The 21710-nt window shown below is 71.3% G+C and carries 22 protein-coding genes; 14 read left to right on the forward strand and 8 right to left on the reverse strand.

All coding sequences use genetic code 11. The annotated features are described in order from the left end of the window. Positions 1–8: 8 nt before the first annotated feature. Positions 9–311 carry an MTH1187 family thiamine-binding protein gene (locus ACZ470_RS16700; protein ID WP_468427829.1) on the reverse strand — a complete coding sequence of 101 codons (303 nt, stop codon included), beginning with the start codon at positions 309–311 and terminating at the stop codon, positions 9–11. Beyond that, complete coding sequence (locus ACZ470_RS16705; RefSeq protein WP_468427831.1) at positions 308–652, reverse strand: DUF3817 domain-containing protein; 345 nt, start codon at positions 650–652, stop codon at positions 308–310. The genes ACZ470_RS16700 and ACZ470_RS16705 overlap by 4 nt, the downstream gene beginning before the upstream one ends. Before the next feature lie 207 nt (positions 653–859). Between ACZ470_RS16705 and ACZ470_RS16710 the strand changes: the two genes are divergently transcribed. The 4 genes from ACZ470_RS16710 to ACZ470_RS16725 all read left to right on the forward strand — a co-directional run bounded on the left by ACZ470_RS16710 (position 860) and on the right by ACZ470_RS16725 (position 3515). Next, positions 860–1492, forward strand: a complete 633-nt coding sequence (locus tag ACZ470_RS16710; RefSeq protein WP_468428144.1) for an AIM24 family protein — start codon at positions 860–862, stop codon at positions 1490–1492. A 1-nt stretch (position 1493) separates the two neighbouring features. Next, positions 1494–2144, forward strand: a complete 651-nt coding sequence (locus tag ACZ470_RS16715) for an AIM24 family protein (protein WP_468427833.1) — start codon at positions 1494–1496, stop codon at positions 2142–2144. Beyond that, a complete protein-coding gene (locus ACZ470_RS16720; protein WP_468427834.1) occupies positions 2141–2941 on the forward strand; it encodes an AIM24 family protein in 801 nt (266 codons plus the stop codon). The genes ACZ470_RS16715 and ACZ470_RS16720 overlap by 4 nt, the downstream gene beginning before the upstream one ends. A 97-nt stretch (positions 2942–3038) precedes the next feature. Then, the gene (locus ACZ470_RS16725; protein ID WP_142193101.1) at positions 3039–3515 is read left to right on the forward strand and encodes a MarR family winged helix-turn-helix transcriptional regulator; all 477 of its coding nucleotides are present in this window, start codon (positions 3039–3041) and stop codon (positions 3513–3515) included. A 6-nt stretch (positions 3516–3521) separates the two neighbouring features. Here ACZ470_RS16725 and ACZ470_RS16730 read toward each other — a convergent pair whose 3' ends face one another. Continuing rightward, on the reverse strand, positions 3522–4976 hold the full coding sequence (locus tag ACZ470_RS16730) for a sensor histidine kinase (RefSeq protein WP_468427836.1): 1455 nt from the start codon (positions 4974–4976) through the stop codon (positions 3522–3524). Further along, entirely contained in the window at positions 4973–5638 is a 666-nt protein-coding gene (locus tag ACZ470_RS16735) for a response regulator transcription factor (RefSeq protein WP_468427838.1), read from the reverse strand. The genes ACZ470_RS16730 and ACZ470_RS16735 overlap by 4 nt, the downstream gene beginning before the upstream one ends. Before the next feature lie 115 nt (positions 5639–5753). On the opposite strand from ACZ470_RS16735, the gene ACZ470_RS16740 reads away from it, so the two are divergent. Then, positions 5754–6443 (forward strand): PepSY domain-containing protein, encoded by a 690-nt coding sequence (locus ACZ470_RS16740; protein WP_468427839.1) that lies wholly within the window; start codon positions 5754–5756, stop codon positions 6441–6443. A 67-nt stretch (positions 6444–6510) separates the two neighbouring features. Here ACZ470_RS16740 and meaB read toward each other — a convergent pair whose 3' ends face one another. Beyond that, positions 6511–7500 carry a methylmalonyl Co-A mutase-associated GTPase MeaB gene (meaB, locus tag ACZ470_RS16745; RefSeq protein WP_468427841.1) on the reverse strand — a complete coding sequence of 330 codons (990 nt, stop codon included), beginning with the start codon at positions 7498–7500 and terminating at the stop codon, positions 6511–6513. 43 nt (positions 7501–7543) lie between these two features. Further along, positions 7544–8767 carry an acetyl-CoA C-acetyltransferase gene (locus tag ACZ470_RS16750; protein ID WP_468427843.1) on the reverse strand — a complete coding sequence of 408 codons (1224 nt, stop codon included), beginning with the start codon at positions 8765–8767 and terminating at the stop codon, positions 7544–7546. Positions 8768–8914: 147 nt separating this feature from the next. Here ACZ470_RS16750 and mce point away from each other — a divergent pair, with 147 nt between their 5' ends. The 7 genes from mce (at position 8915) to ACZ470_RS16785 (ending at position 18601) form a co-directional block, all read left to right on the forward strand. Beyond that, positions 8915–9355 carry a methylmalonyl-CoA epimerase gene (gene mce, locus ACZ470_RS16755; protein ID WP_468427845.1) on the forward strand — a complete coding sequence of 147 codons (441 nt, stop codon included), beginning with the start codon at positions 8915–8917 and terminating at the stop codon, positions 9353–9355. A 229-nt stretch (positions 9356–9584) separates the two neighbouring features. After that, positions 9585–13430: a polarized growth protein Scy gene (scy, locus tag ACZ470_RS16760; RefSeq protein WP_468427846.1), complete on the forward strand. Its 3846-nt coding sequence runs from the start codon at positions 9585–9587 to the stop codon at positions 13428–13430. 183 nt (positions 13431–13613) lie between these two features. After that, the gene (locus ACZ470_RS16765) at positions 13614–14552 is read left to right on the forward strand and encodes a cellulose-binding protein (protein WP_468427848.1); all 939 of its coding nucleotides are present in this window, start codon (positions 13614–13616) and stop codon (positions 14550–14552) included. Between the two features lie 73 nt (positions 14553–14625). Continuing rightward, complete coding sequence (locus ACZ470_RS16770; RefSeq protein ID WP_468427849.1) at positions 14626–15588, forward strand: ABC transporter ATP-binding protein; 963 nt, start codon at positions 14626–14628, stop codon at positions 15586–15588. A gap of 2 nt (positions 15589–15590) precedes the next feature. Then, positions 15591–16364: an ABC transporter permease gene (locus tag ACZ470_RS16775; RefSeq protein ID WP_468427851.1), complete on the forward strand. Its 774-nt coding sequence runs from the start codon at positions 15591–15593 to the stop codon at positions 16362–16364. 120 nt (positions 16365–16484) lie between these two features. Next, a complete protein-coding gene (locus ACZ470_RS16780) occupies positions 16485–17732 on the forward strand; it encodes an ABC transporter ATP-binding protein (RefSeq protein ID WP_468427853.1) in 1248 nt (415 codons plus the stop codon). Beyond that, positions 17729–18601, forward strand: coding sequence for an ABC transporter permease subunit (locus ACZ470_RS16785; RefSeq protein ID WP_468427854.1), 873 nt, complete (start codon positions 17729–17731; stop codon positions 18599–18601). Before ACZ470_RS16780 ends, ACZ470_RS16785 begins: the two co-directional genes overlap by 4 nt. 8 nt (positions 18602–18609) lie before the next feature. On the opposite strand, the gene ACZ470_RS16790 is transcribed toward ACZ470_RS16785, so the two are convergent. Further along, entirely contained in the window at positions 18610–18942 is a 333-nt protein-coding gene (locus tag ACZ470_RS16790; RefSeq protein ID WP_468427856.1) for an ATP/GTP-binding protein, read from the reverse strand. A gap of 242 nt (positions 18943–19184) precedes the next feature. Here ACZ470_RS16790 and ACZ470_RS16795 point away from each other — a divergent pair, with 242 nt between their 5' ends. After that, positions 19185–20213 carry an LLM class flavin-dependent oxidoreductase gene (locus tag ACZ470_RS16795; protein ID WP_468427857.1) on the forward strand — a complete coding sequence of 343 codons (1029 nt, stop codon included), beginning with the start codon at positions 19185–19187 and terminating at the stop codon, positions 20211–20213. Between the two features lie 83 nt (positions 20214–20296). Here the strand turns inward: ACZ470_RS16795 and ACZ470_RS16800 are convergent, their stop codons facing one another. Continuing rightward, entirely contained in the window at positions 20297–20689 is a 393-nt protein-coding gene (locus tag ACZ470_RS16800) for an SCO5389 family protein (protein WP_468427859.1), read from the reverse strand. A 288-nt stretch (positions 20690–20977) separates the two neighbouring features. On the opposite strand from ACZ470_RS16800, the gene nucS reads away from it, so the two are divergent. Then, positions 20978–21649 carry an endonuclease NucS gene (gene nucS, locus ACZ470_RS16805; RefSeq protein ID WP_468427861.1) on the forward strand — a complete coding sequence of 224 codons (672 nt, stop codon included), beginning with the start codon at positions 20978–20980 and terminating at the stop codon, positions 21647–21649. Positions 21650–21710 lie beyond the last annotated feature (61 nt).

The raw sequence follows: 21710 nt of genomic DNA on the forward strand, positions 1-21710 counted from the left end.
GTCCGCGGTCATCCCTCGCCCCGCGCCAGATGCCGCTCCACGGTCTCCACCTTGGAGGTGAGACCGTCCTCCACACCCGGGCGGATGTCGGCCTTGAGGACCAGGGAGACGCGCGGCGCCCGTGCCTCCACGGCGGCCACGGCGCGCTTCACCACGTCCATCACCTCGTCCCACTCGCCCTCGATCGAGGTGAACATCGCGTCGGTGCGGTTCGGCAGCCCCGACTCGCGGACCACCCGCACGGCGTCGGCGACGTACTCCCCCACGTCCTCGCCGACGCCCAGCGGCGTCACGGAGAAGGCGACGATCATGCCTTCACGGCCCCTTCGGCGCGGGCGCGGGAGGCGATCACCGCGTCCTCGGCCTCGCGCTTGAGGCGGCGGTCGGCGAAGAAGCCGCCGGTCGGCAGGACCGACATCAGGAAGTAGAAGGCGGCGGTCTTCAGCGGCCACTTGGCGCGGTTCCAGGCGTCCGCCCAGAAGAGCACGTACACGACGAAGAGGAAACCGTGGATCGCGCCCATCACCGGGACGGCGTTGAAGTCCGTGGTCCGCTTCAGGACCGAGCAGACGAGCAGCAGGAGGAACGAGATCGCTTCGGGGCCCGAGACCAGGCGGAGTCGGCGGAGGGCGGTGGCGGTCTTGATGTCCACGGGTCACCTTCGGTGGGAGAGACGTCGGCGTCGACGGGTCGGACGGCTTGTGAACACACGCACAAGCGCCACGCCATTGTGGCAAACGCCGTACGCGATCACGGGAGGGGGTCCTCTCCGGGTCGGGTCGGGGGCGGCTCGGGGTCCGACTCCACCCAGAGGATCTGTCGGCGGGGCAAAGGTGCGGCTACCGTCACATCCGTGGCGATGTTCCGACTTCAGAGCAGCAAGGTGCTCGCCGTCGACATGACCGGGGACGCCGTGAAGGCGAAGAACGGCTCCATGGTCGCGTACGACGGTGACATGGCCTTCAAGAAGCTCAGCGGCGGCGGTGAGGGCCTCCGGGGGATGGTGACCCGGCGGCTCACGGGTGAGCAGATGACGTTGATGGAGGTGAAGGGGCACGGGACCTGCTGGTTCGCGGACCGCGCCTCCGAGATCAATCTGGTGGGTCTGCAAGGGGACAAGCTCTACGTGGAGTCCAGCAATCTGCTGGCGACCGACGGCGGCCTGCGCACCGGGACCAGTTTCACGGGCCTGCGCGGGGCCTCGCAGGGCAACGGGCTGTTCACGACCACGATCGAGGGCCACGGCCAGGCGGCGATCATGTCGGACGGGCCGGCCGTGCTGCTCCGGGTCAGCCCGCAGTACCCGCTGACGGTCGACCCCGGCGCGTATGTGGCCCACCAGGGGAACCTGCGGCAGTCCTTCCAGTCGGGTGTGACCTTCCGCACGCTGATGGGCGAGGGCGGCGGCGAGGCCTTCCAGATCCGGTTCGAGGGCGACGGGCTTGTCTACGTCCAGCCCAGTGAGCGCAACACGATCGCGGGGGACGTCTGACATGGGCTTCCGGGAGATCAACCCGAAGATGATCGAGGCGACCGTGACGCCCGGCCGGCGGCTGTTCAGCCAGCGCGGCGCGATGCTCGCGTACAAGGGCGACGTCAGCTTCACCCCGAACATGGCCGGCGGCCGGGGCGGGCTGATGTCGATGATCGGCCGGCGGGTGGCCGACGAGGACACGCCCCTGATGACCGTGGAGGGCAGCGGCACCGTCCTGTTCGGTCACGGCGGCCATCACATCCAGGTGATCGACCTCTCCGGCGACACCCTGTACGTCGAGGCCGACCGGCTGCTGGCCTTCGAGGGGACGCTGGAGCAGGGCACGGTGTTCCTCGGCTCCCAGGGCGGGGTGATGGGCATGGTCCGGGGCCAGGTCTCCGGGCAGGGGCTGTTCACCACGTCGCTGAAGGGGCACGGCTCCGTCGCCGTGATGGCCCACGGAGGGGTGATCGAGGTCCCGATCACCCCGCAGCGGCCGGTGCACGTCGACCCGCAGGCCTACGTCGCCCACCACGGTGACGTCCGCAACAAGCTGTCGACCGCCCTCGGCTGGCGGGACATGGTGGGCCGCGGCTCCGGCGAGGCCTTCCAGTTGGAACTGAGCGGCAGCGGTGCCGTGTACGTCCAGGCGTCGGAGGAGAAGCTTTGAGCACCTACGGAACCCCGGGCGCCGGGCCCACGGTCTTCGACCCGATGACGCTGCCGGCCGACGACAACGTCGATCACTACACCTTCTGCGTGGAGCTCAAGGGGACCCAGTGGTTCATGCAGAAGGGGAAGATGATCGCCTACTACGGCTCGATCGAGTTCAACGGCATCGGGCACGGGCGGCTCGACCGGCTCGTCCGTACGTCGTTCCATTCGCCACTGCACGCGAGCGACTGGGTCGTGGCGGAGGGCTCGGGCAAGATGCTCCTCGCCGACCGGGCCTTCGACGTCAATTCGTACGACCTCGAGGACGGCAACCTGACCATTCGCTCGGGCAACCTTCTCGCTTTTCAGCCAAGTCTCGCGCTCAAGCAGTCGATCGTGCCGGGCTTTCTGACACTGATCGGAACCGGAAAGTTCGTGGCCGCGTCCAACGGTCCGGTGGTGTTCATGGAACCTCCCATCCGGGTGGACCCGCAGGCGCTGGTCGGATGGGCCGACTGCCCCTCCCCGTGCCACCACTACGACCATGGCTACATGACCGGTGTGATGGGCGGTCTACGTGCGCTGACGGGCCTCGGCGGGGCCTCCGGCGAGGAGCACCAGTTCGAGTTCGTGGGGGCGGGCACGGTACTGCTCCAGTCGTCCGAGACGCTGATGACGGAGCAGGCCACGGGGGTCACTCCGCATGAGCCCGGGGTGCCCGGGGGCGGGGTTCCGGGTGGCCACGGCCAGGGGGCGGGGGCACCGCGCCTTCCCGGACAGCTGGGAGACCTCCAACGTCGCTTCGGGCTGTGAGCGGTAATGTGCGGGGTGTGACATCGAACGCCTGCACGTGGTGTCACACGGAAGCATCATTAGTTCGCCTTTCAACTTCCTTAGGTAGACTTCATTCATGGAGACCGAGACGGCCACCCGCTGGCTGACCAATGCGGAGCAGTGCGCCTGGCGCACCCACCTGGAAGTCAACAGGCTGTTGACCTACCAGCTCGAGAAGGATCTGCAGCCGTTCGGCCTGACAATGAACGACTACGAGATCCTGGTGAACCTGTCCGAGTCGGAGGACCGGCGCATGCGGATGAGCGACCTCGCCTCCGCCACGCTCCAGTCCAAGAGCCGCCTCTCGCACCAGATCACCCGCATGGAGAACGCGAACCTGGTCCGGCGGGAGAACTGCGAGTCGGACCGCCGGGGGCTCTACGCCGTCCTCACCGAGCACGGCATGGAGACCATGCAGAAGGTCGCGCCCCATCATGTGGCGTCCGTGCGCCGGCACTTCATCGACCTGCTCTCCCCCGAGGCGCTCACCGAGCTCGACAAGGCCCTCAAGCCCATCGCCGAGCATCTGCGGGGGCAGCGGGGGCGTCACTGACACCCGCTAGGTGGTGTCCCGCCCGGCCAGTGGCAGGCGGAGTTCGAAGAGGGCTCCGCCGGCCGGCGCCGCGCCCGCCGTGAGCGTTCCGCCGTGCCGTACGGCGACATCCCTGGCGATCGCCAGGCCCAGCCCCGCGCCACCGTCGTCGCGGCTGCGGGCGGCGTCCAGCCGTACGAACCGCTCGAAGATCCGCTCCCGGTCGGCCTCGGCCACCCCGTCGCCGTCGTCGGCCACCCCGAGCACCGCCCAGTCGCCCTCCCGCCGCACGGTCACGGTCACCCGCTCACGGGCGTGCCGCCGGCCGTTGTCCAGCAGGTTGGCAAGCACCCGCCCCAGCTGACCCCGCGAACCGGACACCTCCGCCGGCTCCGCGTCCACCGTCACACCCGCACGGCCAGCGGCCTCCTCACGGGCCAGCGCGGCCAGGTCCACCGGCGCGTCGGCGGGCCGCTCCCCCGCGTCCAGCCGGGCCAGCAGCAGCAGGTCGGCGGCGAGGTGCTGGAGCCGCACGGTGTCCTCGACGGCACCGTCCAGGTCGAGCAGCTCGGGATGGGCCGCCGCCACCTCCAACTGCGTACGCAGGGAGGCGATCGGGCTGCGCAACTCGTGCGAGGCGTCGGCGACGAAGCGCCGCTGCCGCTCCACGGACGCCTCCAGCGCGGCGAGCGTGGCGTTGGTGGTGCGGGCCAGGCGGGCGATCTCGTCGTGCGTGGCCGGCTCGGGGACGCGGCGGGTGAGGTCCTCGGAGGCGGTGATCGCGGCCATCTCGCTCCGGATGCCCTCCACGGGGCGCAGGGCGCGTCCCGTGACCAGCCAGGTCACACCGGCGACGACCGCGAGGAGCAGGGGGAAACCGATGAGCATCACGGTCAGCGCGGTCCGCACGGCGCTGTGCTCGGCGGCCAGAGGAGAGCCGGCGATGACCGTGAGGCGGCCCCGGTCGGAGGTCTCGACCGCCACGGCGGCGAAGCGGTAGTCCTCGGCGGCGCCGTCGATGGTCGCCGAGCCGTTGCTGAAGGTGGTCTCCTGGGCGATCTCGCCGGGGGCCAGGGACTCGTCGGAGCCTGGGGAATCGTCGGAGTCATCCGAGTCGTCGGAGTCGTCGTCATCGTCGTCGTCATCGCGCGGTGCCGAGGGCTGCGGCGTCACCTCGGCGGTCGCCGTGCCCGTGATCCGCTCCAGGTCCTCGCCGACCGCGACCAGCCTGCCCTCCCGGTCGACGATCTGCACCGGGCCGTCGTCGCTCTCCAGCCCGGACAGTTTGTCGTACGGCGTTCCGGCGGCGAGTTCGGAGGCGACCGCCCGCGCGGAGCGTTCCGCCTGGGTGCCCGCCTCGCCGATCAGGTTGGAGCGCAGCGACAGCAGTACGGCGGTGCCGGCCGCGACGAGGGCGACGGCGACGACCAGGGTGGCGCCGAGCGTCGCCCGCGAGCGGACCGAGCCGAACAGGCGGCTCATGGCGCGGTCTCCAGCCGGTAACCGGCGCCGCGCACGGTACGGATGAGGCCGGCGCGCAGCTTGCGGCGCAGGGCGCTGACGTAGACCTCGACGATGTTGGGGTCGCCCTCGTAGGCGAAGTCCCAGACGTGCTCCAGGATGTCGGCCTTGGACACCACCTGCCCGGCCCGCAGCACCAGGTGTTCGAGGACCGAGAACTCCTTCGCGGTCAGCGCCACTTCGTCCTCGCCGAGGAACACCCGGCGGGCGGCGGTGTCCACCTTGAGGTCGCCGTGCACATGGACCGGGGAGGCCCCGCCGGCCGGGCGGCGGCGCAGCAGCGCCTTGATCCTGGCGACGAGGACCACGTACGAGAACGGCTTGGTGAGGTAGTCGTCGGCGCCGGTGTCCAGGCCCTCGGCCTCGTCGTACTCGCCGTCCTTGGCGGTGAGCATCAGGATCGGCACGTCGTGGCCGGCGGCGCGCAGGGCGGCGCAGACGCGGTAGCCGTTGAGGCCGGGCAGCATGATGTCGAGGATCAGGAGGTCGTACGTTCCCTCCGTGGCCCGGTGCAGGCCCTCCCGGCCGTCGTGGACGACGTCCACGGCGTAGCCCTCGGCGGTGAGGCCCTTGGCGAGGGAGAGGGCGAGGCGTCTCTCGTCCTCGACTATCAGCAGGCGCATGCGGCAAGGGTCGCAGAGCGAAGCTGAAGATCACTTCAGGTGGCTTCAGGTTCCTCTCAGCGTCGGTCGGCGAGATTGAAGTCGTCGAAAGCGAAGCGACTCGGGAGGAAACGGAATGAAGCGCAACATCGTGATCGCCGTCGTCACGGCCGCGGCCCTGGTGGGGGGCGGTACGGCTACTGCTCTCGCGGTCTCGGGGGGCGATGACGGGCGGTCGGGGTCGGGAGCGGGGTCGGCGTCGGTGGCGCAGGCGGAGACGCGGGCGGGGGACGACGACGGGCGGGACGACGACCGGGACGATGACGATCGTGGTGACGACGATCGTGGTGACGACCGGGACGACCGTCGTGTCTCCGGTGGTGTCACCGCCGGGGACGCCATCGCCGCCGCGCTGAAGCACACGCCGGGTACGGCCGTCTCCGCCGAGCTGGATGACGGCGTCTGGGAGGTCGACGTCCTCGCGGGCGGGGACGACTGGCACAGCGTGCGGGTCGATCCCGGGAGCGGCAAGGTCCTGGGTGCGCAGAGGGACGACGAGGACGATGCCGGTGAGGTGCGGGCCGCGTTGAAGGGGGCGTCGGTGACGGCCCGGGAGGCGGCGGAGGCGGTGGCCGCCAAGGGGGCCGTGGTGTCGGTCGAGCTGGACGACGACGATGACAAGGGGTGGGAGGCGGAGACGCGGGCCTCCGGCGGGGGTGAGCGGGACTGGCGGGTCGATCCGAGCAGTGGGTCGGTCTCGGCCGACCGGGATGACGACGGGGGCGATGACGGCGACGACGATCGGGGCGGCTCGGACGACGACTGATTGGTGTCGCCCCCGCCGCCCCTTCCCTTCCCGTCCCCGGGGGCTCCCCCCCCGGGACCCCCGCTCCTCAAACGCCGGAGGGGCTGGGTGGGGCCGACGGGCTCGTGGAGGTCAGGCCCTCGACCAGTTCGTCCGCCGCTCGGTACGGGTCCAGGTCGCCGGCGATGATGCGTTCCGCCAGTGCTCCCAGGCGGCGGTCGCCGTGGAGGTCGCCGATGCGTTCACGGAGGGCGGTGACCGCGATGGTCTCGACCTCGCGGGAGGCGCGGGCCAGGCGGCGTTCCGTCAGGACGCCGTGCTCCTCCATCCAGGCGCGGTGCTTCTCCAGGGCTTCGACCACCTCGTCGACGCCCTCCGCGCGGGCCGCGACCGTCTTGACGATCGGGGGGCGCCAGTCGCCGGGTGCGCGGGACTCGCCGAGGCCCAGCATGTGGTTCAGCTCGCGGGCGGTGGCGTCGGCGCCGTCGCGATCGGCCTTGTTGACCACGTAGACGTCGCCGATCTCCAGGATTCCCGCCTTGGCGGCCTGGATGCCGTCCCCCATGCCGGGGGCCAGGAGCACCACCGAGGTGTCGGCCTGGGAGGCGATCTCCACCTCCGACTGGCCGACACCCACCGTCTCGACCAGGATCACGTCGCAGCCCGCCGCGTCCAGGACGCGGATGGCCTGGGGCGCGGCCCAGGCGAGGCCGCCCAGATGGCCTCGCGTCGCCATCGAGCGGATGTAGACGCCGGGGTCGGAGGCGTGCTCCGACATGCGGACGCGGTCGCCGAGCAGGGCGCCGCCCGAGAAGGGGGAGGACGGGTCGACGGCCAGGACGCCGACCCGCTTGCCCTGCTTGCGGTACGCGGTCACCAGGGCCGAGGTGGACGTCGACTTCCCGACTCCCGGGGAGCCGGTGAGGCCGACCACGTACGCGTTGCCGGTGAGCGGCGCCAGGGCCGCCATGACCTCCCTGAGCTGTGGGGACGCCCCCTCCACCAGGGAGATCAGCCGGGCCACGGCCCGTGGCCTGCCTTCCCTGGCCTGGGCGACCAGCGAGGAGACGTCCTGCATCACAGCTCCGTTCCGAGTAGCACGTAAGAGAAGAGAAGGGGCCTCAGGCCTTGGGTACCCGCACGATCAGCGCGTCACCCTGGCCGCCGCCGCCGCAGAGCGCCGCCGCGCCCACGCCGCCGCCGCGCCGCTTCAGCTCCAGGGCGAGGTGCAGCACGAGCCGGGCACCGGACATCCCGATCGGGTGGCCGAGGGCGATGGCTCCGCCATTGACGTTCACCTTTTCGGTGGAAACGCCCAGGTCCTTCATTGACTGGACGGCAACCGCCGCGAAGGCCTCGTTGATCTCGATGAGGTCGAGGTCGGAGACCTCCAGGCCCTCCTTCTTCAGGGCGTGCCGGATCGCGTTGGACGGCTGCGACTGGAGGGAGTTGTCGGGGCCGGCCACATTGCCGTGGGCGCCGATCTCGGCGATCCAGTCCAGGCCCAGCTCCTGCGCCTTGGCCTTGCTCATCACGACCACGGCCGCCGCGCCGTCCGAGATCTGCGAGGAGGAGCCCGCGGTGATCGTGCCGTCCTTCGAGAACGCCGGGCGCAGCTTGCCGAGCGACTCGGCCGTGGTGTCGCCGCGGATGCCCTCGTCCTTGCTGAACAGGACCGGGTCGCCCTTGCGCTGCGGGATCTCGACCGGGGTGATCTCGGCCTCGTAGATGCCGTTCTTCTGGGCGGCGGCGGCCCGCTGGTGGGACAGCGCGGCGATCTCGTCCTGCTCGGGGCGCGCGATGCCGAGGCGGGTGTTGTGCTTCTCGGTGGACTCGCCCATGGCGATGTTCTCGAAGGAGTCGGTCAGACCGTCGTGCGCCATGGCGTCGAGCATCTGCACCGCGCCGTACTTGTAGCCCTCGCGGGACTTGGGCAGCAGGTGGGGCGCGTTGGTCATGGACTCCTGGCCGCCGGCGACGACCACGTCGAACTCACCGGCCCGGATCAGCTGGTCGGCCAGGGCGATCGCGTCGAGGCCGGAGAGGCACACCTTGTTGATGGTGAGCGCCGGGACGTTCATCGGGATGCCGGCCTTGACGGCGGCCTGGCGGGCCGGGATCTGACCGGCGCCGGCCTGGAGCACCTGGCCCATGATCACGTACTGGACCTGGTCGCCACCGATCCCCGCACGGTCGAGGGCGGCCTTGATCGCGAAGCCGCCGAGGTCGGCCCCGGAGAAGGACTTCAGCGAGCCGAGCAGCCGCCCCATCGGGGTGCGGGCGCCCGCGACGATGACGGACGTCGTGCCGTTCGTTGCGGATGATGCAGAAGATGCAGAAGTCATGAGCTGCGGTCCCCTTCCGGCTGCACTGCCGAGGAGTGAACGAGGGTTTACTTCGAATGTACTGACGCCCGGTGGACCACGTCATCGGCCTTTCGGTGTGATCGCGCGCACGTTGCGTAACCATCGCGGGGGCGCTGCACTGAATCCATGCTGACGCGAATCGACCACATCGGGATCGCCTGTTTCGACCTGGACAGGACCGTGGAGTTCTACCGGGCCACCTACGGCTTCGAGGTGTTCCACTCCGAGGTCAACGAGGAGCAGGGCGTGCGCGAGGCCATGCTCAAGATCAACGACACCTCCGACGGCGGGGCCTCCTACCTGCAACTCCTGGAGCCGACCCGGGAGGACTCCACCGTCGCCAAGTGGCTGGCGAAGAACGGCGAGGGCGTCCACCACATCGCCTTCGGCACGGCGGACGTGGACGCGGAGGCCGCCGGCATCAAGGACAAGGGGGTGCGCGTTCTGTACGAAGAGCCCCGGCGCGGCTCCATGGGGTCACGAATCACCTTCCTGCACCCCAAGGACTGCCATGGCGTACTGACAGAACTGGTCACTTCGGCGCCCGTTGAGTCATCCGAGCACTGACCCACGTACATAAGGGCCGGTAGGGTTGGGTCTGGTCGCCGCTCGATGCGTGGTGACCGAGTCCCGCCGTGTTTCGCGGCGGGATCGCCGGGGTCCGGGTTTCGGGGGGCGAGCGCGGGGCAGCAGCCCATGCTCCGCCGTTGATCTGACACCATTCCCCGGGGGCCCCGTTCGGCGGATGGACGGAGCTCGGCCAGACTTGCGACCAGGGGACGGATGGGACCGCGCAGTGCGGGGCTACGAGAGCCAGGAGCGAGAGCCGGCGGCTGACGTCGACCACCTCTCTCGGTTCGAAGCCGAGATGAAGCGGCTGAAGACCGAGCGGGAAAAGGCGATCCAGCACGCCGAGGACCTCGGCTACCAGGTCGAGGTGCTGCGCGCCAAGCTGCACGAGGCGCGGCGCACCATCATGTCCCGGCCCGCGTACGACGGCGGTGACATCGGCTACCAGGCCGAGCAGTTGCTGCGGAACGCGCAATTGCAGGCCGACCAGCTCCGCGCGGACGCCGAGCGGGAGCTGAGCCAGGCCCGGGCCCAGACCCAGCGGATCCTCCAGGAGCACGCGGAGCAGGCGGCCCGGCTCCAGGCGGAGCTGCACCAGGAGGCGGTGACGCGGCGCCAGCAGCTCGACCAGGAGCTGGCGGAGCGGCGGCAGACCGTCGAGTCGCACGTCAACGAGAACGTGGCCTGGGCGGAGCAGTTGCGCGCCCGCACCGAGCAGCAGGCCCGCCGGCTCCTCGACGAGTCCCGCGCGGAGACCGAGCAGGCGATGGCCGCCGCCCGCGCGGAGGCGGAGCGGCTGACCGCCGAGGCCCGGCAGCGGCTCCAGAGCGAGGCCGAGTCGGCCCGCGCGGAGGCCGAGCAGATCCTGCGCCGGGCCCGCGCGGACGCCGAGCGGCTGCTGAACGCGGCCTCCACGCAGGCCCAGGAGGCCACCGACCACGCCGAGCAGCTGCGGACGTCCACGGCCACCGAGTCGGAGTCCGCGCGCCGTGAGGCGCAGGAGCTCAGCCGGGCCGCCGAGGAGCGGATGTCCCAGGCCGAGACCGCGCTGCGCGAGGCCCGCGCCGAGGCGGAGAAGGTGCTCGCCGAGGCGAAGGAGTCCGCCGCGAAGGCGCTCGCCTCCGCCGAGTCCGCCAACGAGACCCGTACGCGCACCGCCAAGGAGCAGGTGGCGCGGCTGGTCAGCGAGGCGACCAAGGAGGCCGAGGCCACCAAGGCGGACGCCGAGCAGCTGGTCGCGGACGCCCGCGCGGAGGCCGAGAAGATCGTCGCCGAGGCCGCCGAGAAGGCCCGCACGATCACCGCGGAGGAGTCCGCGACGCAGCTGTCCAAGGCCGCCAGGACCGCCGAGGACGTGCTCAACAAGGCGTCGGAGGAGGCCAAGCAGACCACCAAGGCGGCGGCCGAGGAGGCCGAGCGGATCCGCAGGGAGGCCGAGGCCGAGGCGGACCGGCTGCGCGCCGAGGCGCACGACATCTCCGAGCAGCTCAAGGGCGCGGCGAAGGACGACACCAAGGAGTACCGCGCCAAGACGGTCGAGCTTCAGGAGGAGGCCCGCCGGCTGCGCGGCGAGGCCGAGCAGCTGCGCGCCGACGCGGTCGCGGAGGGCGAGAAGATCCGCGCGGAGGCCCGCAAGGAGGCCGTGGCGCAGATCGAGGAGGCGGCGAAGTCCGCCGAGGAACTGCTCGCCAAGGCGAAGGCGGACGCCGACGAACTGCGCTCCACCGCGCAGACGGACAGCGAGAAGGTCCGCACCGAGGCCATCGAGCGCGCCACGACCCTGCGTCGGCAGGCCGAGGAGACCCTGGAGCGCACCCGCAAGGAGGCCGAGCGGCACCGCGCGGAGGTCGTCGAGCAGGCCGACGCGCTCAAGGAGGACGCCGAGCGGGCCGCGCGCGAGCTGCGCGAGGAGACCGAACGGGCCGTGGAGGCCCGCCGCGCGGAGGCCGCCGGGGAGCTGACGCGGCTGCACACGGAGGCCGAGGAGCGGCTCGCCGCGGCCGAACAGGCGCTGAGCGACGCGCGCGAGGAGGCCGCCCGGATCCGCCGGGAGGCGTCCGAGGAGACGGAGCGGCTGCGCGCGGAGGCCGCCGAGCGGATCCGCGCCCTCCAGCAGCAGGCGGAGGCGGAGGCGGAGCGGCTGCGCGACGAGGCCGCCGCGGACGCGTCGGCGTCCCGCGCGGAGGGCGAGTCCGTCGCCGTACGGCTGCGTTCGGAGGCCGCGGCCGAGGCGGAGCGGCTGAAGTCGGAGGCGCAGGACAGCGCGGACCGGATGCGCGCGGAGGCGCAGGCCGCCGCCGAGCGGATCTCCGCGGAGGCGTCGGAGACGCTGGCCGCCGCGCAGGAGGAGGCCGCCCGGCGCCGGCGCGAGGCCGAGGAGCTGCTCGGCGCGGCCCGGAGCGAGGCCGACCAGGAGCGCAGCCGGGCCCGCGAGCAGAGCGAGGAGCTGCTGGCCTCGGCGCGCACCCGCGTGGAGGAGGCGCAGGCCGAGGCCGTACGTCTGGTCGAGGAGGCGGACCGGCGCGCCACCGAGATGGTGTCGGCGGCCGAGCAGCACGCCCAGCAGGTGCGGGACTCCGTGGCGGGGCTGCACGAGCAGGCGCAGGAGGAGATCGCCGGGCTGCGCTCCGCCGCCGAGCACGCGGCGGAGCGGACGCGCCGCGAGGCCGAGGAGGAGGCGGACCGGGTCCGCGCCGACGCCTACGCGGAGCGGGAGCGGGCCTCCGAGGACGCGAGCCGGCTGCGGCGCGAGGCGCAGGACGAGACGGAGGCCGCCAAGTCGCTGGCCGAGCGGACGGTGTCCGAGGCCATCACGGAGGCCGACCGGATCCGCTCCGAGGTGTCCGAGCACGCCCAGCGGGTGCGCACGGAGGCGTCGGACACGATCGCCGAGGCCGAGCAGGCCGCGTCGCGCACCCGGGCGGACGCCCGTGAGGACGCCAACCGGATCCGTTCGGACGCGGCGACGCAGGCGGACACGCTCATCACCGAGGCCCGCAGCGAGGCCGAGCGGCTCACCGACGAGACTCTCACGGAGGCCGAGCGGGTGCGCTCGGAGTCGGTCGCCAAGGCGGAGAAGCTGATCGCGGACGCCACCGGCGACGCGGAGCGGCTGCGCGCCGAGGCCGCGGAGACGGTCGGGTCGGCGCAGCAGCACGCCGAGCGGATCCGTCAGGAGGCCGAGCGGGTCAGGGCCGGGGCGGAGGCGGAGGCCGATCGGATGGTGTCCGCGGCGCGCGAGGAGGCGGAGCGGACGCTGGACGAGGCCCGCAAGGACGCCCACAAGCGGCGCTCCGAGGCGGCCGAGCAGGTGGACAAGCTCATCACGGAGACCACCGCCGAGGCGGACAAGCTGCTCACCGAGGCGCAGCAGCAGGCGCTGAAGACGACGGCGGACGCCGAGGCGCAGGCGGACACGATGGTCGGCGCGGCCCGCAGCGAGGCCGACCGGCTGGTGTCCGAGGCGACCGTCGAGGGCAACTCGCGGGTGGAGAAGGCCCGTACGGACGCGGACGAGCTGCTGGTCGGCGCGCGCCGGGACGCGACGCAGATCAGGGAGCGCGCGGAGGAGCTGCGCGACCGCATCACGACTGAGATCGAGGAGCTGCACGAGCGGGCCCGCCGTGAGGCCGCGGAGACGATGAAGTCGACGGGCGACCGCTGCGACGCGCTCATCAAGGCCGCCGAGGAACAGCTCGCCAAGGCGGAGGCGAAGGCCAAGGAGATCGTCTCCGAGGCCAACTCCGAGGCGGGCAAGGTGCGGATCGCCGCCGTGAAGAAGGCCGAGGGTCTGCTGAAGGAGGCGGAGCAGAAGAAGGCCTCCCTCGTGAAGGAGGCCGAGGAGCTGAAGGCCGAGGCGGTCCGGGAGGCGCGGCGCACGGTCGAGGAGGGCAAGCGCGAACTCGAGGTGCTGGTGCGGCGCCGCGAGGACATCAACGCCGAGATCTCCCGTGTGCAGGACGTGCTGGAGGCGCTGGAGTCCTTCGAGGCTCCCGGGGCCAAGGACAACGGGGTCAAGGCGGGGGCCACGGTCGGTGCTCCCCGTTCGGGTGGCAAGTCATCGGATAGCTAGCAAAGCGGACGAAATCCCCTGCGGCAGGAGGGCTTTGACCAAGGCTTTGGCAAGCCTTCCGGCGGCGAGCCACTCAAAAGGGGTGTCATTCTCCGTATCAAACGTGCATCCGCTCGATGACACAGCGCTTCGGCCCCTAGGATTCCACCTATCACCTCACCGGTCTCATTCGACAGGAACCCCATGAGCGACACTTCCCCCTACGGCTTCGAGCTTGTGCGGCGTGGGTACGACCGCGCTCAGGTGGACGAACGTATCTCCAAGCTCGTCTCCGACCGTGACAGCGCTCTTGCCCGCATCACCGCTCTGGAAAAGCGCATCGAAGAGCTCCACCTCGAGACGCAGAACGCCCAGGCCCAGGTCAACGACGCCGAGCCGTCGTACGCGGGTCTCGGCGCGCGCGTGGAGAAAATCCTCCGCCTCGCCGAGGAGGAGGCGAAGGACCTGCGCGAGGAGGCCCGGCGCGCGGCGGAGCAGCACCGCGAGCTCGCCGAGTCGGCCGCCCAGCAGGTGCGCAACGACGCCGAGTCGTACGCCGCCGAGCGCAAGGCGAAGGCCGAGGACGAGGGCGTCCGGATCGTCGAGAAGGCCCAGGGCGAGGCGTCCCAGCTGCGTTCCGAGGCGCAGAAGGACGCGCAGTCCAAGCGGGAGGAGGCGGACGCCCTCTTCGAGGAGACCCGCGCCAAGGCCGCGCAGGCCGCCGCCGACTTCGAGACGAACCTCGCCAAGCGGCGCGAGCAGTCCGAGCGCGACCTGGCGTCGCGTCAGGCCAAGGCCGAGAAGCGCCTCGCGGAGATCGAGCACCGCGCGGAGCAGCTGCGGCTGGAGGCGGAGAAGCTGCGCACCGACGCCGAGCGCCGCGCCCGCCAGACGGTGGAGACGGCCCAGCGCCAGGCGGAGGACATCGTGGCCGACGCCAACGCCAAGGCCGACCGGATCCGTTCGGAATCCGAGCGCGAGCTCGCGGCGCTGACCAACCGCCGCGACTCGATCAACGCCCAGCTGACGAACGTCCGCGAGATGCTGGCGACGCTCACGGGTGCCGCGGTGGCCGCGACCGGTGCGCCCGCCGCCGAGGACGAGCCGATCTCCCGCGGGGTTCCGGCCCAGCAGTCCCGGTAACGGCGACCGCTCGTCGACGAAGCCCTCTGCCACTGCGGTGGCAGAGGGCTTTGTCCCGTTCTAGCGTGGCCGCATGATCGAGCTCGAGGGGCTGACCAAGCGGTACGGCGAGAAGGTGGCGGTCAACGGTCTGACCTTCACCGTCCGGCCGGGCATCGTCACGGGCTTCCTCGGTCCGAACGGCGCCGGCAAGTCGACCACCATGCGGATGATCCTGGGCCTGGACCGCCCGACCGCCGGGGACGTGCGGATCGACGGCACGCACTACGACCGGCTCAAGGACCCGCTGACGTACATCGGCGCCCTGCTGGAGGCCAAGGGCGTGCACCCGGGCCGCAGCGCCTACAACCATCTGCTGTGCCTCGCGCAGAGCAACGGCATCCCGTCCCGGCGGGTGCACGAGGTGCTGGACGCGGTCGGGCTGACGGCGGTGGCGCGCAAGAAGGCCAAGGGGTTCTCGCTCGGCATGGGCCAGCGGCTCGGCATCGCGGCCGCGCTGCTCGGCGATCCGCGGATCCTGATGTTCGACGAGCCGGTCAACGGCCTCGACCCCGAGGGCATCCACTGGATCCGCACGCTGATGAAATCGCTCGCCGCCCAGGGCCGTACGGTCTTCGTCTCCTCCCATCTGATGAGCGAGATGGCGCTGACCGCCGACCACCTCGTCGTCATCGGCCAGGGCCGGCTGCTCGCCGACACCTCCATGGCCGAGTTCATCGAGGCCAACTCACGCTCGTACGTGCGGGTCCGCAGCCCGCAGCGGGAGCGACTCCTTGACGTGCTGCACCAGGCCGGGATCACCGCCGTGGAGGGCGGCGGCGGGGCGCTGGAGGTGGACGGCTCCAAGGCGGAGTTCATCGGGGAGCTGGCGGCGCGGCACCAGTTGGTGCTGCACGAGCTGAGCCCGCAGCAGGCCTCCCTGGAGGAGGCGTTCATGGGGTTGACCGCGGAGTCGGTGGAGTACCACGCACACTCCGACACGCCCGCGCCCGCACAGCCACAGCGGCAGTGGGGCGACGGCTGGAAGAGGGGCTGAGCATGGCGGCGGCGCAGGTCGTCCGGTCCGAATGGACCAAGATCCGGTCGGTGGCGTCCACGGTGTGGACGCTGTCCCTGGCGGTGGTCGTCACCATCGCGCTCGGCATGCTGATCTCGGCGCTGTCGAAGAACGAGTTCGAGACCATGAGCGGCCGGGACCGGCTCGACTTCGACCCGACCTTCATCAGCTTCGCCGGGATGAGCCTCGGCCAGCTGGCGATGATCGTGTTCGGGGTGCTGGTGGTGTCGAACGAGTACAGCACCGGCATGATCCGCGCCTCCCTGTCCGCCGTGCCGCAGCGCGGAATGTTCCTGTTCAGCAAGCTGGCGGTCGCCACCCTGCTCGCCCTCGTCGTCTCGATGGCCACCAGCTTCGCCACGTTCTTCCTGGGCCAGGCGATGCTCGGCGAGCACAAGGCGTCCCTCGGCGACGAGGGTGTGCTGCGCGCGGTGATCGGCGGCGGCCTCTACATGACGCTGATCGCGCTGTTCTCGATGGGCGTCGCCACGATGCTGCGCTCCCCGATGCTGTCGCTGGGCATCCTGATGCCGTTCTTCTTCCTGATCTCCAGCATCCTCGGCAACGTCGACGCCACCAAGGACGTCGGCCGGTTCCTGCCCGACCAGGCGGGCAGCAGGATCATGCAGGTGGTGCCGCCCCTGGACGACGACACCCCGTACGGGCCCTGGGGCGGCCTCGGCATCATGGCGCTCTGGGTGCTCGCGGCGGTCGTCGGCGGTTACCTGCTGCTGAAGCGGCGCGACGCCCAGTGAGCGACCGTCCGGGACCGGTTTTTACCTCGGCTTGAGCGGAACCGTCAGCGCCTCGATATCCTCCTAACCCTTACGGGGGCGTGTGCCCCGCTGTCCTGAACCTTTCGATGGGTGCGGAGCATGATCGAGGCAGTCGGCCTGACCAAGCGGTACGGCGACAAGACCGCTGTGTACAACCTTTCCTTCCAGGTACGGCCCGGCGCCGTCACCGGGTTCCTGGGTCCCAACGGCTCGGGCAAGTCGACGACGATGCGGATGATCCTCGGCCTGGACAACCCCACCGCGGGACAGGTCACCATCGGCGGTTATCCCTACCGCAGGCTGCCCAACGCCCCCCGTCAGGTCGGCGCGCTGCTGGACGCCAAGGCGGTGCACGGCGGCCGGTCCGCCCGCAACCACCTGCTGAGCCTGGCCCAGCTGTCCGGCATCCCGGCCCGGCGCGTGGACGAGGTGCTGGGCGTGGTGGGCCTGCACGAGGTGGCGCGCAGGCGGTCGAAGGGCTTCTCCCTGGGCATGGGCCAGCGGCTCGGCATCGCGGCCGCGCTGCTCGGCGACCCCCAGGTACTGCTGTTCGACGAGCCGGTCAACGGCCTCGACCCCGAGGGCATCCTCTGGGTGCGGAACCTGATGAAGGCGCTGGCGGCCGAGGGCCGTACGGTCTTCGTCTCCTCGCACCTGATGAGCGAGATGGCGCTGACCGCCGACCACCTCATCGTCATCGGGCGCGGACAGCTGCTCGCCGACATGAGCGTGAAGGACTTCATCTCCGCCAACTCGGCCGACTTCGCGCGCGTGCGCACGCCCGACACGGAGCCGCAGCAGCGCGAGAAGCTGTCCGCCGCGATCACCGAGGCCGGCGGCCATGTGCTGCCCGAGCAGGACGGCGCGCTGCGGGTGACGGGACTGCCGCTGCCGCGCATCAGTGACATCGCCCACGACTCCGACGTACGGCTGTGGGAGCTGTCGCCGCACCAGGCCTCGCTGGAGGAGGCGTACATGCGGATGACGCAGGGCGCCGTCGACTACCGGTCGACCATCGACCAGAAGGCGGGGCTCCAGCAGCCCGTGCCGCCCGGCGCGCAGCCGCCGATGCCGGTGCCGGGCCAGGGCCAGCCGGGCTGGTACGCCCCGCCGCCGCCCCAGCAGGGCGGGCAGTCCTTCCCGCCGCCGCAGGGCGCGCCGGTCCAGGTTCCCGCGGGCCCCTACGGCGCTCCGGGCGCCCCCGGAGCGGCCCCGGGTGCCCCTGCCGCCCCCAACCCGTACGCGCAGGCGCCCCAGCCGCCGCAGGCCCCGGCAGCGGCGGCTCCTCCCGCCGCTCCCCCGACCGCTCCCGCCGCCGACCTGAACAAGCCCGAGGACGCCCGATGAGCACGCCCCCGCCCCCGATGCCGCAGACCGCCGCACCCGACTGGCAGGCCGCGCCCGGTGCCGCGTATCCGAACTACACCTCGCCGATCCCCGTGGTGCGCACGCACCTCGGGCACGCCATCGCCTCCGAGTGGACGAAGATCAAGTCCGTGCGCTCCACGATGTGGACGCTGGGCGTGTTCATGCTGCTGGTGCTCGGCATCGGCGCGCTGACCGGTCTGGTGGTGGAGAGCTCCGACCCGGACCTGGGCGGCGAGAGCCCGCTGTCCCTCGGCTTCTTCGGGCTGCTGCTGGGCGGCATGTGCATCATCACGCTGGGCGTGCTGACCACGGCCTCCGAGTACGGCACCGGCATGATCCGCACCACGATGGTCGCCTGCCCCTCGCGCGGGCGCGTGCTCGCGGCGAAGGCCCTGGTGTTCTTCCTGATCGCCTTCGTGGTGACCCTGGTCTGCGCCACGCTGATCGGTTTCCTGCACGTGGCGCTGCTGGAGGGCCACAACGCGAAGGACCCGTCCGGCGAGGAGTGGCTGAAGGGCACGGTCGGCGTCTCGCTCTACGTGGCGCTGCTCGGCACGCTGTCGCTGGCGATCGGGTCGATCATCCGGCACTCGGCGGGTGCCATCACCATCATGATCGGTGCCGTGCTCGCCCCGCTGGTGCTCGCGCTGTTCATGTTCTCGTCCTCGCTGGAGGACGTGCAGGAGGCGCTGTTCGAGTACTCCATCCCGAACCAGATGAGCATCTTCTACGCCAACTCCCTCACCCAGTCCGGCCCGTCGGGCTGGGACCCGCTGTGGATCATGCTGGTCGTCACGGCGGCCGCGCTCGCCGGCGCCTTCGCCCTGCTGGAGAAGCGGGACGTGTAGGGCCCGGTTCAGAACTTCGGCGCGTTACGGGACCGCTGCACCCGCGTGGTGCGGCGGTCCTTGGCGTTCCAGCACGCCTTGTGCCAGTGCCGGCGCTCGTCGACGCCCGAGTGCTCGGGCCAGGCCACGACGTGCGGCACCCCGTCCGGGATCAACTGGTCGCAGCCGGGGCACCGGTAGGCCTTGCCCTGGGCGCTGGAGCCCGCCACATGACGTACGCTCCACTCCTCGCCCTGCCAGCTCTCCGTGGACTGCCAGCCGCCGTAGCGCCCGGAGCGGTCGTCCTCGGCGCTCCGGCCGGACGAACCGGCTCCCTTGGGTCGGTTGCGACGCGGGGACACAGGACACCTCACGGGGCTATACAGGATGCACGGACCGCGTCCAGCCTACGTGGCGCGAGCAGGGGTACGCGTACGGCACCAATCGTCACAAGTCCCCTCCATGGTGATGCGGAGCCCCCTTCCGAGCGGCTGATTCAGCAGACAATCCGCAAAATCCCCCACCCGGCCGTGTCCTCGGCACGTGTCAGACGGTTATGCCCTGCGGGGGAGCTCCGCGTCGGAGCCAAGGAAGCAGGAAAGCAATGCGCGTTGGAAGTTTCGTGTTGGCCGCCCAGTTCCCCGGGCAGGGCGAGGGTGAGGCGCTGCACCGCGCGGTCCGCTCGGCCGAGGTCGCCGAGGAGGCGGGGCTCGACACGGTCTGGCTGGCCGAGCACCACTTCGTGCCCTACGGCACCTGCCCGTCGGCCATCACCCTGGCCGCGCTGCTGCTCGGCCGCACCCGTCGGCTGCGGGTCGGTACGGCGGTCAGCGTGCTGCCCACCGCCCACCCCGTGGCCCTCGGCGAGCAGGCCGCGCTGCTGCACATCACGAGCGGCGGGCGGTTCTCGCTGGGCCTGGGGCGTGGCGGCCCGTGGGTCGACCTGGAGGTCTTCGGGGCCGGACTGGAGGCGTACGAGACGGGGTTCCCGGAATCACTCGATCTGCTGGTGCGCTGGCTGCGTGAACCGTCCGTCGCGGCCGACGGGGAGCGGTTCCGCTTCCGCGAGGTGCCCGTCGTCCCCCGTCCCTCGGAGGCTCTGACCGAGACGGAGGGCCCGGAGGTCGTGGTCGCCTGCACCTCCCCGGCGAGCGTGCGGCTGGCCGCCGAGCGCGGGCTGCCGATGCTGCTCGGCATGCACATCGGGGACGAGGAGAAGGCGGAGATGGTCGCCCTGTGGCGGAGCCACGCCCGCGCCTGCGGGCGGCCCGCGCGGGAGATCCACCGCGCGGCCCATGTCTCGGCCGGTGTCTGCCAGATCGCGGACCGGCGCACGGACGCGGCGGAGACCCTGCTGAAGACGATGCCCGGCTGGCTGAAGCAGGGGCTGGAGGCGCACGTCACGGTGGACGGCCGGGAGCGGCGGATGCGCGACCCGCTGGCCTACACCGAACTGCTCTGCGGGCTGCACCCGGTGGGCCCCCCGCGGCTGTGCGCCGACCGGCTCGCCGCGACCAGCGAGCGGACCGGCATCTCCCGCTTCGCCCTGCTCGTCGAGGGTTCCGGCGATCTGGCGGCGACCGAGGAGAACGTACGACGGCTCGGGGCCGAGGTGCTCCCCCAACTCGCCTGAGCGCACGGGTTCCACGAAGGCTTGCCGCCCCGGTACGAACTGCACCTCCCGCGCACGGAGCGGCAAGCGGACGATGGGGATACTCAGCAGTCGCGCAGTTCCGGCGACTGGTTCAGTATCTGAGCGCGCGTCGAGGTGAAGCGGGCGAGCCTCTCGTCGACCGAGGAGTCGAGCGGGAACACCGCCACCCGGTGGCAGTTCTGGAAGGCCAGCCGCACACCGAAGTGCCGTTGCAGCGCGCCGCGTATCGCGTCACTCGCGAGCGCACGCAGCAGCTGACCGCGTGCCCGCTCGTCCGGCGGGGGCGTCTGGTTGTCGGCGAAGGGTCCGCCGTCCACCTTCAGCTGGGCCACCAGGGAGCTGATCATCTCCCACGCGAAGGGCAGGGAGGTCCGGACGCAGTCGACGAATTCAGCTTCGTCGACCTCGCCTCGCTCGGCCTGTTCGAGTAGGGCCGGTGAGACGTCGAGCGACATGGGTTCTCCTCTCGCACCCCCAACGATCAGGGGTTGCCTGACAGATAAGGGAGTGCGCGATATCGGACACGCTGCGTACACAGTCCGCGACCTCCCGTTCAATACCGTAAGCAACGGACGGTGACGGCACCAGGAGAATGCCCGGATGCGGGACTTCCTGTGGGCCGGTAATCGGCCACCGCCGAACACGGGTTTTCCAGGAGATTCAGGACGCGCCCCACGGGTCGCCCGGGGCTGGTGTGAGGGCGAATCGCGCCGACCCCGGCCGGTCGAGTAGCGTTGCCGACCATGCGTCTCGTCATTGCCCGCTGCTCCGTGGACTACGCCGGGCGGCTCACCGCGCACCTGCCGTCGGCACCCCGTCTGATCCTGGTCAAGGCGGACGGCAGCGTCTCGATCCACGCCGACGACCGGGCCTACAAGCCCCTGAACTGGATGTCGCCGCCCTGCACGCTGAAGGAGGGCACCGGCGAGGAAGAGGGCGTCTGGACCGTCGTCAACAAGGCGGGCGAGAAGCTCATCATCACGATGGAGGAAGTCCTCCACGACTCCTCGCACGAACTGGGCGTCGATCCCGGCCTGATCAAGGACGGCGTGGAAGCGCACCTCCAGGAACTGCTCGCCGACCGCATCGAGACCCTCGGCGAGGGCTACACCCTCATCCGCCGCGAGTACATGACGGCGATCGGCCCGGTCGACATCCTGTGCCGGGACGCCGACGGGCAGACCGTCGCGGTGGAGATCAAGCGGCGGGGCGAGATCGACGGCGTGGAGCAGCTGACGCGCTATCTGGAGCTGCTGAACCGCGATCCCCATCTGGCCCCGGTGCGGGGCGTGTTCGCCGCGCAGGAGATCAAGCCGCAGGCCCGAGTCCTCGCGACCGACCGGGGCATCGGCTGCCAGGTCCTCGACTACGACGCGCTGCGCGGCATCGAGGACGACAAGCTGCGCCTGTTCTGAGCGGCGCGCCACGACACGACCGCGACACGACCGGGGGGGCCGGGTTCCGTCGGGAACCCGG

This window comes from Streptomyces sp. NPDC031111 (genome assembly GCF_055570675.1).